This is a genomic window from Pedobacter ghigonis (genome assembly GCF_903166585.1).
GTDB classification, from domain to species: domain Bacteria; phylum Bacteroidota; class Bacteroidia; order Sphingobacteriales; family Sphingobacteriaceae; genus Pedobacter; species Pedobacter ghigonis.
This window is the reverse complement of record NZ_CAESCM010000017.1, coordinates 55,995-72,767: the sequence shown is the minus strand read 5'-3', so window position 1 is coordinate 72,767 and position 16,773 is coordinate 55,995. Positions and strand designations below refer to the sequence as shown.

At 39.5% G+C, this 16,773-nt stretch carries 18 protein-coding genes and 1 other RNA gene; 5 read left to right on the top strand and 14 right to left on the bottom strand.

Annotated elements, in window-relative coordinates:
• Positions 1-68 precede the first annotated feature (68 nt).
• A complete protein-coding gene (locus HWV58_RS20890; RefSeq protein ID WP_175635947.1) occupies positions 69-947 on the top strand; it encodes a polyphosphate kinase 2 family protein in 879 nt (292 codons plus the stop codon).
• A gap of 4 nt (positions 948-951) precedes the next feature.
• Here the strand turns inward: HWV58_RS20890 and rnpB are convergent.
• The 10 genes from rnpB to HWV58_RS20840 form a co-directional block, all read right to left on the bottom strand.
• Positions 952-1,332, bottom strand: an RNA gene (rnpB, locus tag HWV58_RS20885) — RNase P RNA component class A.
• 135 nt (positions 1,333-1,467) lie between these two features.
• Entirely contained in the window at positions 1,468-1,890 is a 423-nt protein-coding gene (locus HWV58_RS20880; RefSeq protein WP_175635946.1) for a c-type cytochrome, read from the bottom strand.
• 129 nt (positions 1,891-2,019) lie between these two features.
• Positions 2,020-2,670 (bottom strand): SCO family protein, encoded by a 651-nt coding sequence (locus HWV58_RS20875; RefSeq protein WP_166211824.1) that lies wholly within the window; start codon positions 2,668-2,670, stop codon positions 2,020-2,022.
• A gap of 136 nt (positions 2,671-2,806) precedes the next feature.
• A complete protein-coding gene (locus HWV58_RS24330; protein ID WP_217707038.1) occupies positions 2,807-3,202 on the bottom strand; it encodes a YHS domain-containing protein in 396 nt (131 codons plus the stop codon).
• Between the two features lie 4 nt (positions 3,203-3,206).
• Positions 3,207-3,638 (bottom strand): hypothetical protein, encoded by a 432-nt coding sequence (locus tag HWV58_RS20865; protein ID WP_175635945.1) that lies wholly within the window; start codon positions 3,636-3,638, stop codon positions 3,207-3,209.
• A gap of 9 nt (positions 3,639-3,647) precedes the next feature.
• Complete coding sequence (locus tag HWV58_RS20860) at positions 3,648-4,625, bottom strand: transporter (protein WP_175635944.1); 978 nt, start codon at positions 4,623-4,625, stop codon at positions 3,648-3,650.
• Positions 4,588-5,598: a cytochrome-c peroxidase gene (locus tag HWV58_RS20855; RefSeq protein ID WP_235972787.1), complete on the bottom strand. Its 1,011-nt coding sequence runs from the start codon at positions 5,596-5,598 to the stop codon at positions 4,588-4,590. Before HWV58_RS20855 ends, HWV58_RS20860 begins: the two co-directional genes overlap by 38 nt.
• A gap of 27 nt (positions 5,599-5,625) precedes the next feature.
• Positions 5,626-6,396 (bottom strand): MbnP family protein, encoded by a 771-nt coding sequence (locus tag HWV58_RS20850; protein WP_175635943.1) that lies wholly within the window; start codon positions 6,394-6,396, stop codon positions 5,626-5,628.
• A gap of 172 nt (positions 6,397-6,568) precedes the next feature.
• Positions 6,569-6,853 carry a hypothetical protein gene (locus HWV58_RS20845; RefSeq protein WP_175635942.1) on the bottom strand — a complete coding sequence of 95 codons (285 nt, stop codon included), beginning with the start codon at positions 6,851-6,853 and terminating at the stop codon, positions 6,569-6,571.
• Positions 6,854-7,257: 404 nt separating this feature from the next.
• On the bottom strand, positions 7,258-8,994 hold the full coding sequence (locus HWV58_RS20840; RefSeq protein WP_175635941.1) for a phospho-sugar mutase: 1,737 nt from the start codon (positions 8,992-8,994) through the stop codon (positions 7,258-7,260).
• Between the two features lie 262 nt (positions 8,995-9,256).
• Here HWV58_RS20840 and HWV58_RS20835 point away from each other — a divergent pair, with 262 nt between their 5' ends.
• Together HWV58_RS20835 and lysA are read left to right on the top strand one after the other, a co-directional pair.
• Positions 9,257-10,570: an aspartate kinase gene (locus HWV58_RS20835; RefSeq protein WP_175635940.1), complete on the top strand. Its 1,314-nt coding sequence runs from the start codon at positions 9,257-9,259 to the stop codon at positions 10,568-10,570.
• 318 nt (positions 10,571-10,888) lie between these two features.
• A complete protein-coding gene (lysA, locus tag HWV58_RS20830; RefSeq protein ID WP_175635939.1) occupies positions 10,889-12,061 on the top strand; it encodes a diaminopimelate decarboxylase in 1,173 nt (390 codons plus the stop codon).
• A 64-nt stretch (positions 12,062-12,125) separates the two neighbouring features.
• Here the strand turns inward: lysA and HWV58_RS20825 are convergent, their stop codons facing one another.
• The 4 genes from HWV58_RS20825 to HWV58_RS20810 all read right to left on the bottom strand — a co-directional run bounded on the left by HWV58_RS20825 (position 12,126) and on the right by HWV58_RS20810 (position 14,869).
• Positions 12,126-12,338, bottom strand: coding sequence for a hypothetical protein (locus tag HWV58_RS20825; RefSeq protein ID WP_175635938.1), 213 nt, complete (start codon positions 12,336-12,338; stop codon positions 12,126-12,128).
• A 280-nt stretch (positions 12,339-12,618) separates the two neighbouring features.
• Positions 12,619-13,200: a hypothetical protein gene (locus HWV58_RS20820; protein WP_175635937.1), complete on the bottom strand. Its 582-nt coding sequence runs from the start codon at positions 13,198-13,200 to the stop codon at positions 12,619-12,621.
• Positions 13,201-13,217: 17 nt separating this feature from the next.
• Positions 13,218-13,595: an SRPBCC domain-containing protein gene (locus HWV58_RS20815; RefSeq protein ID WP_175635936.1), complete on the bottom strand. Its 378-nt coding sequence runs from the start codon at positions 13,593-13,595 to the stop codon at positions 13,218-13,220.
• Between the two features lie 83 nt (positions 13,596-13,678).
• A complete protein-coding gene (locus HWV58_RS20810; RefSeq protein ID WP_175635935.1) occupies positions 13,679-14,869 on the bottom strand; it encodes an acyl-CoA dehydrogenase family protein in 1,191 nt (396 codons plus the stop codon).
• Between the two features lie 112 nt (positions 14,870-14,981).
• Between HWV58_RS20810 and folB the strand changes: the two genes are divergently transcribed.
• Complete coding sequence (folB, locus tag HWV58_RS20805; RefSeq protein WP_175635934.1) at positions 14,982-15,350, top strand: dihydroneopterin aldolase; 369 nt, start codon at positions 14,982-14,984, stop codon at positions 15,348-15,350.
• A 1-nt stretch (position 15,351) separates the two neighbouring features.
• Positions 15,352-16,767, top strand: a complete 1,416-nt coding sequence (locus tag HWV58_RS20800) for an FAD-binding oxidoreductase (protein ID WP_175635933.1) — start codon at positions 15,352-15,354, stop codon at positions 16,765-16,767.
• The last annotated feature ends 6 nt before the right edge of the window (positions 16,768-16,773 follow it).

The following is a 16,773-nucleotide window of genomic DNA, read 5'->3' as shown; positions in this document are numbered from 1 at the left end:
AATTTACTTATTTTTTAGTTCTATATTTAAATTATTGATGCACCTGTTTATTTAAAATGTGTATAGGTATGAAGAACGAATTTAAGGGATTAATTGTACAAGGAGACAAGAAATTTTCATTAAAAAACCACAAAACCGACTTTACCGGCGGCTATAATAAGGAAAAGGCAAAAGATGCTTTGGTAAATTCTAAGATAGAACTGAGCCATTTGCAAGAGAAATTGTATGCATCCGGAAAACATTCGGTTCTGATTATTTTTCAGGCCATGGATGCTGCCGGAAAAGACAGTGCAATAGAGCATGTTATGAGTGGATTAAACCCTCAGGGATGCCAGGTATATAGTTTTAAAGTGCCAACCTCAGAAGAATATCAGCACGATTTTCTGTGGCGGCATTATAAAGCTTTACCAGAGCGTGGCCGCATCGGGATACACAACCGTTCGCATTACGAGAATGTGCTGGTATGTAAAGTACACCCCGAGTATATTTTGAGTGAGGATATTCCGGGGATTACCGATGTGAAAAAGATCAGTAAGGATTTTTGGAAGCAACGCTATCAAAGTATCAGGAATTTTGAGCAACACTTAACCGCCAATGGTACAGTAATTCTTAAATTCTTTTTAAATGTAAGTAAGGATGAACAGAAACAACGGTTTTTAGATAGGATAGAAGACCCTAGCAAGAACTGGAAATTCTCTTCCGGCGATATTAAAGAAAGGGCTTTGTGGGATAAATACATGGAAGCCTATCAGGATGCAATTAATGAAACGAGTACAGCCGAATCGCCATGGCACATTATCCCCGCTGATAAAAAATGGTTTGCACGTTTGGCTATCAGCGAAATTATTGAAGATAGATTGAAAAATCTGGAATTAAAATTTCCGGTGCTTGGTGCTGAAGAAACTTTGAAGTTAAGCGAAACGAAAAATGCTTTGTTAGCGGAGTAAAATAAAAAAATGCAGGTCTATAAGCCGGGTTCTGTGTCTCGATTGCTCAAGATTTCTATCATTTATCCACTATAAACGTTGCCGTTTATCTCTAACGACCTACCCACTAACATCGGACGGGCAGCCCTACGTGCGTTAGCCTATTTGGTCTTTCAACTCCCGGGGTTTACAATCCGCTACAGTCGCCTGTAGCGCTCGTGCGCTCTTACCGCACGTTTTCACCCTTATCCCGATGTAAAATCGGGACGGTATATTTTCTGTTGCACTATTCCGTAATTCAGGTTTTCATTCCTGAACCCCTTTCCGTTAGAAAGCGGGATGCCCTGCGTTGCCCGGACTTTCCTCTCTCCCGATAAATCGGGACAGCGATAGAACAACCTGCATTTTGCGCAAAGATGTGTTTTTTTAAGCAGAAAGGCGCTAAAAATGCAAAATTTTAATAGAGATGCTCGTCATGCTGAATTTATTTCAGCATCTCAATAAATTTAAAAAATAAGGTGGCAGCTCCTTTAGAATAAATTTACTTACAATTCTGCAATTGCTTCGAAACGGCTGTATAAGGTACAAATCCCTGCTTATTGCCGAAAGAATTGGTGATGTAAACCATTACTTGCGCTACATCAATATCGGCCAGCTCAGGGAAGGCAGGCATTTTTTCTTTGTACTCCTTGCCATGAATAACTAAAGTTTCGTTAGCACCGTTTTTTATAAAACAAGCCAGACGTTCTTTATTTGTTTTTAAGAAAACCGAATCGGTTAAAGGTGGGGCAAGTTCGCCTAAGCCCTCTCCATTTTCACCATGACAGTTCTGGCACCTGCTCTTGTAAATGTCTTTTCCGTTCGACATGTAATTTTGCAGATCAATGGTCTCCTGATTCTGGCAGGAAACGATAACAGCAATAACTGAAAGCAAAAAAATAGAGTTGATGATGTACTTACGCATGGATGTTTTGTTGTGATAATCGTCATTTCGAGTGGAATGAAATGGAGCCGAGAAATCTATGAGGATAGATTTCTCCATTACGCTTCGCTTCATCCGATAACTATCGGATCGAAATGACGATTTAGATTATTACTTTTTGTATTCTGCCAGTAAAACCGGAATGTCCTTCTTTAATTGCTCAACCTGGTCTTCCTTAGTACCATCATAAGCGCCACGGATCCGGCGGTCTTTGTCAATTAAAACCAGATAACCCTGGTGAATATAACCGTCTTTTGCTGTGCTATCTTCGCCAACAGCAACTAAATAGTTTTTTTCTGCCAGCGTGTAAACACTGTCTTTGCTGCCATAAAGAAATTGCCATTTCGGACCATCAACCCCTAGTTTTTTAGCATACTTTTTTAATGCTGATGGTTTATCGTATTTAAAATCGATGGTATGCGAAACGAACATCACATCCGGATTGCTTTTGAAATCGTTATAAACCGTCATTAAGTTGCGGTGCATGGTAGGGCAGATGGTAGTGCAGGAAGTGAAGAAGAAATCGGCAACGTAAATTTTTCCATCCGTTGCTTTATTGGTGGTTAAAACACTGTCCTGGTTTAAAAAAGCCCAGTTGGGAATGGTTTGGTATACGGTATCAATTTTTTCTACTCCGGCAGCATCTTTAACGATTTCTGCGTGGCGTTCGCCATAAAACGGAAGCTTTTTTTCTTGTTTGCAAGCGGTAAATATAGAAACGAACAACAGACTGGCTGCTGCATAAGAAATGATTTTATTCATGTTTTGAATTTAAAAATGTAAATATACAACCTAATTTGTTTGTGATATCTTCATGCTGAATTTATTTCAGCAGCTAACCAATAGGTGAGACCCTGAAATAAATCCGATAGCTATCGGATCAGGGTGACGAAGAAGTTTATTTTTTTGCATACTTCGCCGGTTCAGCTATAAATTTCTGTTTGCAGCTTTCGGAACAAAAAAAGTAGGTGGTTTTGTTGTAAACTGTAGTTTTTGCCGATGCTGCTTTTATTTTCATTTTGCAAACCGGGTCTGTTACTACTTTTTTAGCGGAATCAACCACCGCTGCTTTTTGTTTAGTGATAATTGTATTCGCATTTACAGCGAATGTGCCTAATCCCATCAGGATTATCATGATGCTTAATTTTTTCATATCTATTTTTTTGTAAAGGCCAGGGTCGGAAGTGAGAAGACCGAAGTAGAGTTTGCACTTCAGCTTTTGGCTTTCGGTCTTTGCACTCGTGACTAATAAGTCGATGGCCAGATTTGCTTCATATCTTCCTTCTCCCGACATCTGACTATTTAATATTATAAACTTTTAAAACTGAATCTGATTGGCGGGTAACTTTAATATAGCCATCTTCCACCTCCCTGATTTTGATCATTTGCGATTTGTAATAATCCAGGTCTTCCTGCTCGGTTTTGCCTTTAAAATCATCTTTAAAAAAATGCATCCAATCCATCATTTTCTCGTCTGCAGCATTTAAACGAGCAATTATGTCGCGTACCTGTTGTTTTGAAGTAGCAGAATCTGAAGATTTTTTCAGTTGGTCGGAAAGCAACACCGTATCGAGCTTCATTTTGTTTTTTACAACTTTCTCCCCGTCAATCATTAACTTATCGTGGATGTTTAAAACCTCTTTACGCACGGCTTCGGCATTGGGTTCGGTTTTGCAGGCAGCGAAAAAGATCGCTAAGGCACCCATTACAAACGTGATTTGTTTTTTCATTTTTATGGATTAAAAATTATAAGTAAGTCCAACGTAAGCCTTACCAGCACTCATTGGGTGGTCGGTTTCGGCTTCCCAGATATTTTTCTGCACCCCGATATTTAATGCAACGTTTTTATAAAAGATATCTGCACCTATACCGCCCATTAAATTGTTCATTACGTGCTCACCTGTTTTTTGTCCTTTGTATTTTTCGCCGGCCGAATACTCGTAAAAGAACTGTGCCGAAGGCATAACCTGCCAATCGTTACCGATACTTTGTTTATAAAAAATATTCAGAAAACTGGTTGTACTGTTGGCAATTCCCTCATCACGACTGTTGGTGCCATTTACCTTGTAAGATGTATTTAAACTTGCACCAAATTTACCCAGGCCAGCCAGGTAGTTCAGGTAAACAAAACCATCGGTACTGCCGGTTCCGGCCTGCATGAGCGAAGAATAACGGATACCAGCCGTATTTTTGAAATCATTTTTTCCGGTAGGCAATTTAATTCCGGCACCTGCAATAAGCTGTTGCTTAAAATTGGCATCAAGCTTTTGCACCAGGTGATAGCCTGCGTACACGTTGATATCGCCTACGCCACCAATGGTTGAGGTGTAGCCATTATAACGCTCGCTATTAGAAACATAAGGCAAAATAGCATTCACTTCTAATCTGTTGCCAATAAAATATTTACCTCTCACTTCCAGCGAGCGGTATAATTCGTAGTCGCCGGGATTACCTGCATGGCCGGTAATTGGCGAATCCTGGCTACGGGCCGGAATGAAGAATTTTCCACCGCTCGGGAACAGCGAATGTGATTGCCCTTCGTAACCGTTAAATGAGCGGTAGCGGTATAGCAGGCTGATGCTGTTACGGTTGTAATAGGGGGTAATGCCCATAAAACAGCCGCAGATATCGCATGCAAAAGCCTTACTGCCCAACATCAGGAAAGCCAGAATGAATAATTTACGATTCGCTAAATAGTGTATTTTTGATAAACTCATGATCTGTTAATGTTTTTAAAAATGCTTTAATCTGCTCTTTCTGGGTACTGTTTAACGGAATGCCGTTTTTTAAGGAAGCATCAAGGTTTTCGGCTGCTTTTACGCCAGAGTCGTAATGGTTTAATACCTCATCCAAACTGTAAAAACGGCCATCGTGCATGTATGGGCCGGTGTATTCGATATTACGTAGCGTAGGCACACGGAATTTGCCAAAGTCAGTCTTTTCGCTGCTGATATGCGACCGGCCCTCATCAGCGCTCAATAAATCTAAACCGTTGCTGCGATAGGAGAAATCGGTAAAAAAAGGCTCGGCATGACAAGAACTGCACTTTTCTTTAAATAACGTATAACCAGCCTGCTCGGTCGCCGTAAAAGCGGCACCACTTTCTTTGCGCATTACCTGATCGTATTTTGAATTAGCCGAAACGAGCATGGCGGTAAACTGGGTAATGGATTTCAGTATCAGCTGCGAATTGATCTCAGTAGAACCAAAGGCTTGTTTAAACATATCGGGATATGGCGCGGTGGCCTTTAAAAAAGCTACAATGGTTTGGATATCTGTACCCATTTCGCAGGCATCGGTGATGGCATTTAGCGGCGAAGTTTCAATGTTCTTTACACCACCATCCCAGAAGAACGCTTTTTGCCAGGCCAGATTAACCAGAGGAGGCGTATTGCGCTTGCCCTGGCAATTGTTTACCCCATGACTCACTTTATGATCGAGTTGCGTAAAAGCCGCAAATTGCTGGTGACAGCTCCCACACGAAACACTTTTATCGGCCGATAAGCGGGCATCATAAAATAGTTTCTTGCCCAGTGCAAAACCAGCATTGGTTAGCTTGTTATCTTCGAAATTGTATGCCGGAGCAGGAAAATTTGAAGGAACGCTGAAGGCAATTTTAGTTTCTTGCGGAATTGCTTCATCCTCGTTTTTACTGCAGGCATACATCAACGCAATGCTTAAAACAAGCATTGCGAAGACGGTTATTTTCCTCAGCATTTAATTATGGATATGATCTAAACGGAATAATCCGCTGGCATAATTATTTGCCACAATTACCGAATTTGGCCCACCCATTGTAAAGTTCAGTGTAGCAAAACTAACATCGGTTTTACCGGTAAACAAAGCTGCAGCATTTACAATAAAGTGCATTTTTGGTTTACTGTCTGTTCTAACGCGAAGTGGATTGGCCGCATTAATTTCGGTAGCAAATGTTCTGATGGTGTTGTTTGGATCAACTACACCGCCAATATGAAAGGTAAGTGCATTGTTTGCGGCTATAGATTGTGGCGATGTGCCTTCCAGTTTCACAAAGATATAACCACTGTTCCAGGTCCAGAACATGCCATTTACCGGATCTAAAGCACCCGTTTGGGCTCCTGCAAAATTACGGGCATAATCTACACCAATGGTATATTCGATTTTGGTATAATCGCCGGTTGGTACATCTTTTAAGGTTATGTTTGTAGATTCTGCTTTTGAAGCATCGATTAAAAAGTAGCTTTCCGGAATAAGATAGCTGCTTCCATCGGCTTTGCTTAATTTAATATTGCTAACGTAGTATTTAAATACATTGATTTTAAAATCTTCGCCTTTGGCATTTTTGTAAGTTGCAGTATTTAAAACTAAAGCACTTCCGTTTACCTGGTTGTCGAACTCGATAGTGAAAGTTGATTTTGTTTCAGCAGCAGTTTCGTTGTTATCTTTTTTGCAGGAAGTCAAAAGTAGGGCTGGGCACAATAATGCCAATAAGTATGTTGTTAATTTCATTTTAAGAAAATTGGATAAGTAAAAAAATGTTACGGTCATTCTGAATGCAATGAAGAATCTCTGGAATAATTGGCAGAAATTAATATTACATGGAATAACAGATTTAGCCGTTCTTAATGAGATGCTTCGTTGCGCTCAGCATGACAAATAAAAACCGCGAATTAAAAATTACTTAAACCGTTTTCGGAGGATGAAAAATAGAAATAGAAAGGTCTTTAACTGGTTTTTCCAGATAACCACTTTCTGATTTTATGATGAAGAATGGGATAGTATGGTTAACTACAACAAGCTTAAAGCCTGGTTCGGCCTCAACAACCCGTTTCAGGTTTTCTTGTGCCTGTTTGTTCTTACCGTCTAAATCTTTTAGTTTTTTAGCCAGAAAACACTGACCGTCGCAATGTAGCTCAGGGTGAGCTTTGTTGATACAAAATACACTGGTAATATATTCTTTATTCATTTGGTAACCCGAATACACAATTAACTGCATGTAGCAATTGGAAATTGTACAGATTACTAAAAGATATATCAGAATTCTTTTGGACATGGGTATTGAGCTGCAAAAGTATTAAAGAAATTGGTTGCAGCAAAGAAAAAACAGATTGATTTATTCAATCGCAGATTCACATGTGTTTTTTGCCACGGATTCACAGAAAATCCTTCTGTCATTTATAATTAATCCCTCCGTGTTAATCAGAGCTTCGGTGGCTAAATAGGTGATTATTAAAAGAGTTGTCAACTTTAATAGCCAATATGCTAGAAAGTTGACAACTCTGAAATTCATATCAATTCCTAAGACAGGCTCAGAATGATAATTATGTGTTTATGAAACAGCCTCTTATCTTTTTTTGCTATGCTAAAAAACTATGCCTGCAAATCAGTCATTACTGCTTTAATTTTGTCACCTAAGGCTGCATTTACTTTTTCGAAATCTTTTCTGTCAGCTAATGGTGCATTTACACTGCAATAGAATTTAATTTTTGGCTCGGTACCACTCGGACGGGCAGAAACAATGCTTCCATCGGCAGTAATAAACTGTAAAACATCAGAGGTAGGGTAATCCAGTTTGGTAACCTTACCAGTAGCCAAATCCGTTTCCTGGCTTAATTCATAATCTTTAAGTACCGAAACTTTAGAACCACCAAGACTGGCAGGAGGGTTCTCCCTGAATTTAACCATCATGGCTTTAATTTCTTCGGCGCCGGTTTTTCCTTTTTTGGTTAACGATACCAGATCTTCCTTATATAAACCGTACTCTACATACATATCTAACAAAGCATTGTACAAGCTGGCACCTTTATCTTTATAATAAGCGGTCATTTCGGCAATAAAAGCAGCAGAAACTACTGCATCTTTATCACGTACCAAATCACCAATCAGGTAACCATAACTTTCTTCACCACCACCAATAAAGTATTTTTTACCTTCCAGTTCGGTCATTAACTGGCCGATATATTTAAAGCCGGTTAAAGTATTGTAGTAGGTTACATTTTTCTTTTTGGCAATTTCCTCAATCAGGTTAGAGGTAACAATAGTTTTCACGATAAACTGATTGCCATCCAGTTTTCCGCTTTCCTGCCAGGCCGACAATAAATAGTTAATGAGTAAACAACCGGTTTGGTTACCGTTTAATAACACCCACTCGCCGTTATTGTCTTTCACAGCAATACCCACACGGTCTGCATCAGGGTCGGTAGCTAAAACCAAATCGGCATCGATTTCTTTTGCCTTGTTCATGGCCAAAGTAAGGGCCTCTTTTTCTTCAGGGTTTGGATAAACAACCGTAGGGAAATTTCCATCCGGTTTGCTTTGTTCTTCAACCACCGTTACATTGGTAAAACCAAATTGCTCAAGTGCTTTTGGTACCAGGGTAATACCAGTTCCGTGGATAGGAGAAAACACAATTTTTAAATCGTGCTGTCTTTTAATCGCTTCTGGTGAGATCGACAAAGCAGTGATGCCATCCAGGTACAGTTTATCTACATCTTCACCAATTAATTCGATGTTTGCATCTACGCGGTCAAATTTAACCTCATCAATGCTTTTAATTTTATTTACTTCATCAATAACCAGCTTATCATCAGGAGAAGTAAACTGGCCTCCATCAGCACCATAAGCTTTATAACCATTATACTCTTTCGGGTTGTGCGATGCCGTTAACATTACACCGCTTTTGCAACCAAAATGACGCACTGCGAAAGATAATTCGGGAGTTGGCCTTAATGCCGAAAAGAAATAAACATGAATACCGTTTGCAGAGAAAACATCGGCAGTAATTTTAGCAAAATAGTCAGAATTGTTACGGCTATCGTGTGCAATGGCAACTTTAATCTTTTCGTTAGGATATTTATTGTTTAAATAGTTGGCCAAGCCCTGTGTAGCAGTACCAATGGTATATTTGTTAATGCGGTTTGAACCGGCACCCATAATACCGCGTAAACCACCGGTACCAAACTCTAAACTTTTATAAAAGGCATCGGTTAATTCGGTAGTTGCATCTTTATCAACAAGAGCCTGAATTTCGGCCTTGGTATTCTCATCATAATTTCCACTTAACCACTGATTAATTGTGGCTTGCGTTGATTGATCAATTGCTTGCATTGAGCTGTTTTTTAAATTTAATATCTGGTATTGAACAAATTTTGATGGATGAAGTTTGGCTAAAAACCTATTTAATTTCATTCATCCAAATTTTATTTTGTTGAGGATGTTGCTTTTAAGCTTGTTTTGCTTATTTTCACGCCCCGATACAATAATAAAGAAAATCCGGTATTAAAGTGGGTAGACTGTAACTTTTTTAAAATAGTTGTAAACTTAGAAAGTTGCCACCGCTTTTTCGCCGGGAAAAACAACAAAGAACTAGATGAAAATATTAAAATTTGGGGGTACTTCTGTAGGTAGTCCCGAGCGCATGACGAAATTATTGGATATTATTAATCCAAATGAAGAGCAGATTGTGGTACTATCAGCTGTGTCTGGTACCACAAACAGTTTAGTAGAAATTGCAAATCATTTTTTAGCTGGTGATAAGAAGAAGGGAAGCGAGTGCGTCGAAAACCTTTACCAAAAATATAAAACCTTTGTAATAGAGCTTTTGCCGGCTGCCGAATTTCAGGAGCAGGGAAATGAAGTAATTGATTACCACTTTGGCTTTTTAGCTGGCTTGGCTAACGACCTTTTTACTCCAATTGAAGAAAAAGTTGTTTTGGCGCAGGGCGAATTGTTATCTACAACTTTATACCACATTTATTTAAAATCTATTGGCGTACCTTCAGTATTGTTGCCAGCTCTGGATTTTATGAAAACGGATGAGGATAACGAACCGGATATTCCTTTTACCACCAAACATTTAATGCCATTATTGGAGCAGCATAAAGATAACAAGCTGTTTATTACCCAGGGTTACATTTGCCGCAACAGTTTTGGCGAAGTTGATAACCTGCGTCGTGGTGGAAGTGATTACACTGCATCATTATTGGGTGCTGCAATTCTGGCCGAAGAAGTTCAAATCTGGACGGATATTGACGGGATGCACAACAACGATCCGCGTATTGTGAAAGGAACTAAGCCGATTGCCCAGTTATCATTTGATGAAGCGGCCGAGTTAGCTTACTTTGGTGCGAAAATTTTACACCCTCAGTCGGTTTTCCCGGCACAGAAATATAAAATTCCGGTTCGTTTATTAAATACCATGGAGCCAGCCGCTGCCGGTACTTTAATTACGCACGATAGTGAAAAAGGAAAAATTAAATCAATTGCAGCCAAAGATGGCATTACGGCAATCCGTATTCAATCCAGCCGCATGTTATTGGCTTATGGTTTCTTGCGCAGGGTTTTCGAAGTATTTGAACGCTATAAAACACCAATCGATATGATTACTACTTCTGAGGTGGCCGTATCGTTAACGATTGATGAAACAGCTCATTTACCACAGATTATCGAAGAACTGGAAAGCTTCGGAACAGTTGAAGTAGATACCGATCACAGCATTGTGTGTGTAGTAGGCGATTTCGGTTCAGAAAAACATGGCTTTGCAAGTAGGGTTTTGGAAGGTTTAAAACACATTCCAATCCGCATGATTTCTTACGGTGGCAGCAATTACAACGTATCGCTTTTAATTTTAAGCGAATATAAAACTGAAGCTTTAAGAAGCCTGCACAACCGTTTATTCGAATAAGAGAAAAAACGCACCGGTTATTACCAGCAATCCGATAAGGAAATGAACCGCCAGAAAGTTTGCTGGTAATAATCCGTTTTTATACTTTTTGCAGGAATTAAATAAGCCAAGCGAAAGGATAAGCACAATAAATAGGGCTGCTGCTATCTTCATTTTTTGATAAATATGAGAAATAATACAATGAGCAGTAAAACGATAAAAAACCGGATTTTGCCATTGTATTGTTTATGGGTAATTCTTCCGTGCTTTAAATCGAGGTAGTTACCTATATATACCAGCCCAAAGAATAAAATTAAAATTATAATAAGGAATTTGAACATGTTCGCCGATAAAGATATATCAAAGTTTAACAATATAGAAACACCTTTTTACTATTATGATACGGAGTTGTTGCAGAAAACTTTGCGCACCTGCGCAGATGCTGCTGCTCCGTACCAGTTTCATATCCATTACGCGTTGAAGGCTAACTTCAATGCTGTTTTGCTTGAGCAGATTAAAGGTATTGGTTTCGGTGCCGATTGTGTGAGTGCAGGCGAAGTGAGAAGGGCCGTTGAAGTAGGCTTTGAAGCCGGTAAAATTGTTTTTGCCGGAGTGGGTAAATCAGATAAGGAAATAAATGAAGCACTTGATCTTGATATTTTTTGCTTCAATGTAGAGTCGATCCAGGAACTGGAAGTGTTAAATGAATTGGCGGCTAAAAAAGGTAAAACGGCTCAGGTAGCCATCCGTATTAACCCTAATGTAGATGCACATACGCACCACAACATTACAACCGGTTTGGATGAAAATAAATTTGGTATCAACTCTTGGGATTTACCAGAGTGTGCCGATACTTTAAAAGCTTCTGCTAACTTAAAATTCATCGGAATCCACTTCCATATTGGTTCGCAAATTACCAATTTAGATGTTTATAAAAACCTTTGCGTACGTGTAAACGAATTTGCGACCTGGTTTGAAGATAAAGGCTTTACTTTAAAAGTTTTAAACGTTGGTGGTGGTTTAGGGATCGATTATCATAATCCTGATAACCAGATTCCTGATTTTGAAGCTTACTTTAAAATTTTTAATGAATTTTTAGAAGTTAAAGCCGGTCAGGAAGTACATTTCGAACTGGGCAGGGCATTGGTTGGCCAATCGGCTTCGTTAATTACACGGGCGTTATACATTAAAAAAGGTAAGAAAAAGAATTTTGTAGTTTTAGATGCTGGTATGACTGAATTGATGCGCCCAGCTTTATATCAGGCTTATCATAAAATTGAGAACTTATCTCAAACTCCAAGCGCCAAGCTCCAAACTCCAGGCTTATTTAAATACGATATCGTTGGACCAATTTGCGAAAGTACAGATTGTTTTGGTAAAGAGGTAGAACAACCTGAATCGTTCAGAGGTGATATTTTTGCTATCCGTAGTGCGGGCGCTTATGGTGAGGTTATGGCTTCAAAATACAATTTAAGAGATGCTATAAGATCAGTTTATAGCACTGAATTATAAAAAAACATGTCGGTTTGGGCTTGTCGGAATACCTTAATATTATCGACAAGTCCAGCAAGACAAATTATTTTTTTCTGGAAGCCACCAGCACAAATACCCCGGCTACCAAAATAATTCCGCCAACATAGGGAGGCCAGTTAACCGATTTTTCTTTATCAGCAGAGATCTGGATTGGGCCAGCATCTACCAGTTTTTCTTTTTTGGTGTAGGTAAAGCCTGTCCAAATGAGCATGGCTATACCAATAACGATTAATACAAGTCCTACGGTTCTGTTCATAACGATTAAGTTTACAACAGAACAGCATCAAATCAATTATGTTTTATTGGAATGAATAGCCTAAGCTGATCTTATTGGCAAAATTTACGTTATTGGCCAATTCGTAAGAAAGAGAAAAGCGCTTTATCGATAAGAAATAATTAAAAACCCAGCCTATAGAATTTTTTCCTTTAATATCTTCTGCTGCGCTGGTACCGTATCTAAAGCTATTTACAAAATTAGGCGTACCACCGATAAAAAGCCGAAAGGCGTGTCTAATGTCATGAGCGCGCCTAGCCCTTCAGATTACCTCAGTTGATAATCCGGTAGTCCAAAGCACTTTTCTATTGGTAACGGCTACGTAATCAGGTATTTTGCTGCTGTAAACTTCTTGTCTAAATTTAGTGTAATCGCCTCCTTCAAAACTTAATGCATTTTCAAGGTTAATAAACCTAAAATCGGTGTTCCCATTAATTGAAGTGCTGTGCAGGCCTGTAGAGAACCTTAAGCCAATACCACGTACAGATTTTTTAAAATAGGGAAGATCATCGCTTGAGTTTTCTAAAGCGTTCTTATTGATATCTCCATAAGAAGAAGTGCCGGTATAGGCGAAAACTCCGTAGGATACATTAGATTTTTCGAAGGTTTTTGCGCGGCTTAAATTTATCATTCCCATTTCGAAATCAATTCCGCCATCTGGCGACACAGAACCGGCATAACTCGCAGAAACATGGGTTAAAGTTTTAATACTATCTGCACCCATGGCCCGGGGTAGATAGCCCATATTGTTCCCCATAATTGCTGGAGTAAGAAAAGTAGAGCAAGAACTGAATGATAATAAGAGGAGTAAGGAGTAAGCGAGAGCGGTAATTTTAGTTTTCATTTTTTTGTTTATCTGATCTATTCGTCAAAGAAATCTACCAATCCACCCAGGAAATATGCCTGGATCCCTTCAGTGAAATCTTTATAATCTTCATCAGGAATATTGGTTTGCTTAAATTCCAATGAAGTACCTTTTTTATCTTCGTGCAGTTTTATGGTTACAATAGAAGGCTCGTTATCTTCGCCAAAATACCATTGCTGTACAATCTGCTTGCCGTAAATAAATTCAATATTTTTTCCTGTAATATCTCCATCCCAAAAAGAAAATTCAGTTTCAGGTACTTCTTCAAACTCAACTTCGGCACCAGTCCATAATTTAATACTGGTTTCTTTGGTAAGTGCTAAATAAACTTCTTCTGGTGGTGCGGATATATAGGTATATTTTTTAAAATCCATAAAATATTTTAGACTATAAATTGTAAAAGTAAGGTGATTTATGTAAAGTTAAGATGTTGTAATTGTTATGATAAAAGTTCGTTTTATTTAAAGGCGTTTAATCCGGTTACATCCATTCCGGTAATCAGTAAGTGTATATCATGAGTGCCTTCGTAGGTTACAACAGATTCTAAATTCATCATGTGACGCATAATCGAGTATTCGCCTGTAATACCCATTCCACCAAGCATCTGGCGGGCGTTACGGGCAATATCCAGGGCAATTTCTACACTGTTTCTTTTTGCCATCGATATCTGTTCGGCAGTTGCACGGTTTTCGCTTTTCAGTGTACCCAAACGCCAAACCAAAAGCTGACCTTTGGTAATTTCGGTAACCATTTCAGCCAGTTTTTTCTGCTGAAGCTGGAAACCACCAATAGGCTTACCAAACTGTACGCGCTCTTTCGAATAACGTAGCGCAGTATCGTAACAATCCATCGCTGCGCCTAATGCACCCCAGGCAATGCCGTAACGTGCCTGGTTTAAGCAGCCCAGGGGCCCTTTGAGTCCGCTTATTTCGGGGAAAACATTTTCTTTCGGGATTTGCACGTTATCAAATACCAGTTCGCCTGTGGCCGAAGCCCTTAAGCTCCATTTATTGTGTGTTTCGGGAGTAGAAAAACCTTCCATGCCACGCTCAACAACCATTCCCCTGATTTTACCGGCTTCATCTTTCGCCCAAACTACTGCAATATCGGCAAAGGGTGCATTGCTGATCCACATTTTAGCTCCATTTAAAATATAATGGCTCCCTGCATCTTTAATGTTGGTTACCATGCCGCCCGGATTCGAACCATGATCAGGTTCGGTTAAGCCAAAACAACCCATCATTTCGCCACTGGCCAGTTTAGGCAGGTATTTTTTACGCTGTTCTTCTGTACCATAAGCATAAATCGGGTACATAACTAAAGAGCCCTGAACAGATGCGGTAGAACGGATACCCGAATCGCCACGCTCTATTTCCTGCATTAAAATGCCGTAGGCGGTATAATCTAAACCTGCGCCCCCATATTCAACCGGAATAGTCGGACCAAAAGCACCTATATCAGCCAATCCTTTTATTAAATGTTTGGGAAATTCGGCTCTTTGGGCATAATCTTCAATAATAGGGCTTACTTCTTTTTTTACCCATTCGCGCGCTGTTGCACGGATTAGTTTATGCTCATCGGTTAACAATTCGTCCAATAAATAATAGTCTGGCGCTTCGTATAAGTCTTTTTTTGCTGATTTGCTCATGGTTGTTTACTAATCTGGTTAAGCAATTGGGTTCATTTCAAAGGTAACAATTTACGGCAATGGGCATTATATTCGTGAATAAAAATTTAATTTTGCAACATACAAAACATAGATGGGCCACATAAAACAAACCGTAGCTTTAAAAGATGTAAAATGCTTTGCCTTGCACGGCTATTATCCGGAAGAACAATTGACTGGAAATCATTTTATTATAGATTTAACGACCGAATTTACGCCAGTAGGATTTGATGATGAACTGGTGCAAACCGTTAATTACGAAGATTTGAACAGCATTATCAGGGCGGAAATGAAAAATACCCAAAAGCTATTGGAAACCGTTTTGAATAACATCATCTCTAAAGTGATCGAAATTTATCCCTTTGTAGAAAAGATAGAGGTAAGCATGAAAAAGCTTAATCCGCCAATGCCCGGACAGATAGGCCATTCTTTTGTTAAACTTAGTTACTCAGCAGCCAATTAAAATGAATTTTACCAAAATAAATACCGAAATTTTAGCAGAAATCACCTCAGCAATTGGTGCAGATAAGGTTTTTACCGATACAGAAAGCTTAGAAAACTATAGTCACGACGAAACCGAAGATTTGCGCTACCAGCCCGAGGTTGTGGTAAAACCTACTACACCCGAAGAAATTTCGGCTCTCTTAAAAATCTGTAATGCTCACCATGTGCCGGTAACGCCCCGCGGTGGTGGTACAGGCTTAAGTGGTGCCGCTCTGCCCATTTACGGTGGCGTTTCTTTATCGATGGAAAAATTTAAATCCATTTTAGATATTGATACCGAAAATCTGCAGGCTACTGTTGAGCCAGGTGTAATTACCGAAGAATTTATCAATGCTGTTGCCGAAAAAGGCTTGCTGTATCCGGTCGATCCGAGCAGCAAGGGTTCTTGCTTTATTGGCGGTAATGTAGCGCATGGTTCGGGCGGACCGCGTGTAGTAAAATACGGTACCATTCGCGAATATATTTTAAACCTGGAGGTAGTTTTACCTAACGGCGATATCATCTGGACAGGTGCCAATACCTTAAAATATGCTTCGGGTTATAATTTAACTCAGCTGATGATTGGCTCGGAAGGCACTTTAGGCGTGGTAACCAAAATTGTAACCAAGCTATTGCCTAAACCCTCACAATCGGTATTGATGATGGGCTCTTTTAGTACCAACGAAGATGCCTGTGCTGCAGTTTCGGCTATTTTTAGGACTGGAGTAACACCATCGGCCTTAGAATTTATGGAACGAAAAGGAGTGGAGTGGGTAATTAAATTCGACGATATTAAGTTTGATTTAAAAGATGATGTTGCGGCTCTGCTGATGATTGAATTCGATGGCGATGATTTAGATGATATTTTTAAAAACTGCGAAAAAACCAATATCGTTTTAGAAGAACATAAATGTACGGAAGTTTTGTTTGCCGATACTGCCAGCCAGAAAGAAGAGCTTTGGCGTATGCGCAGAACTATGGCCGAATCGGTAAAATCAAATTCGGTTTACAAAGAAGAAGATACTGTTGTGCCGCGCGCTGCTTTACCTAAACTGGTAAACGGTATTAAGGAAATTGGTGGCCGGTACGGTTTTGAAAGCGTTTGCTATGGGCACGCCGGCGATGGTAACCTGCACGTAAACATCATAAAAGCCGGAATGAGCGATGAAGATTGGAAAACCAAACTCAAATCTGGTATTGCCGAAATTTTTGAACTCACTACAGCTCTGGGTGGTACCTTATCTGGTGAACATGGGATTGGCTTGGTACAGAAAGAATTTATGCCAATCAAGTATTCCGAAATTCATTTGAATTTAATGCGTGGAATTAAACAGGTTTTCGATCCCAATGGAATTTTAAACCCTGGTAAAATAATGCCGGATGTGTCTAATCTTTAACGGGTA

Bases quoted from the DNA above. Each gene is read 5' to 3' on its own strand.
- HWV58_RS20845 (WP_175635942.1), bottom strand. From the start codon at position 6,853: ATGAATAAAGAATATATTACCAGTGTATTTTGTATCAACAAAGCTCAC.
- folB (WP_175635934.1), top strand. From the start codon at position 14,982: ATGGGCCACATAAAACAAACCGTAGCTTTAAAAGATGTAAAATGCTTT.
- HWV58_RS20880 (WP_175635946.1), bottom strand. From the start codon at position 1,890: ATGCGTAAGTACATCATCAACTCTATTTTTTTGCTTTCAGTTATTGCT.
- HWV58_RS20875 (WP_166211824.1), bottom strand. From the start codon at position 2,670: ATGAATAAAATCATTTCTTATGCAGCAGCCAGTCTGTTGTTCGTTTCT.
- HWV58_RS20850 (WP_175635943.1), bottom strand. From the start codon at position 6,396: ATGAAATTAACAACATACTTATTGGCATTATTGTGCCCAGCCCTACTT.
- HWV58_RS20815 (WP_175635936.1), bottom strand. From the start codon at position 13,595: ATGGATTTTAAAAAATATACCTATATATCCGCACCACCAGAAGAAGTT.
- HWV58_RS24330 (WP_217707038.1), bottom strand. From the start codon at position 3,202: ATGTCGGGAGAAGGAAGATATGAAGCAAATCTGGCCATCGACTTATTA.
- HWV58_RS20810 (WP_175635935.1), bottom strand. From the start codon at position 14,869: ATGAGCAAATCAGCAAAAAAAGACTTATACGAAGCGCCAGACTATTAT.
- HWV58_RS20860 (WP_175635944.1), bottom strand. From the start codon at position 4,625: ATGAGTTTATCAAAAATACACTATTTAGCGAATCGTAAATTATTCATT.
- HWV58_RS20865 (WP_175635945.1), bottom strand. From the start codon at position 3,638: ATGAAAAAACAAATCACGTTTGTAATGGGTGCCTTAGCGATCTTTTTC.
- HWV58_RS20820 (WP_175635937.1), bottom strand. From the start codon at position 13,200: ATGAAAACTAAAATTACCGCTCTCGCTTACTCCTTACTCCTCTTATTA.
- HWV58_RS20825 (WP_175635938.1), bottom strand. From the start codon at position 12,338: ATGAACAGAACCGTAGGACTTGTATTAATCGTTATTGGTATAGCCATG.
- HWV58_RS20840 (WP_175635941.1), bottom strand. From the start codon at position 8,994: ATGCAAGCAATTGATCAATCAACGCAAGCCACAATTAATCAGTGGTTA.
- lysA (WP_175635939.1), top strand. From the start codon at position 10,889: ATGTTCGCCGATAAAGATATATCAAAGTTTAACAATATAGAAACACCT.
- HWV58_RS20835 (WP_175635940.1), top strand. From the start codon at position 9,257: ATGAAAATATTAAAATTTGGGGGTACTTCTGTAGGTAGTCCCGAGCGC.
- HWV58_RS20855 (WP_235972787.1), bottom strand. From the start codon at position 5,598: ATGCTTGTTTTAAGCATTGCGTTGATGTATGCCTGCAGTAAAAACGAG.
- HWV58_RS20800 (WP_175635933.1), top strand. From the start codon at position 15,352: ATGAATTTTACCAAAATAAATACCGAAATTTTAGCAGAAATCACCTCA.
- HWV58_RS20890 (WP_175635947.1), top strand. From the start codon at position 69: ATGAAGAACGAATTTAAGGGATTAATTGTACAAGGAGACAAGAAATTT.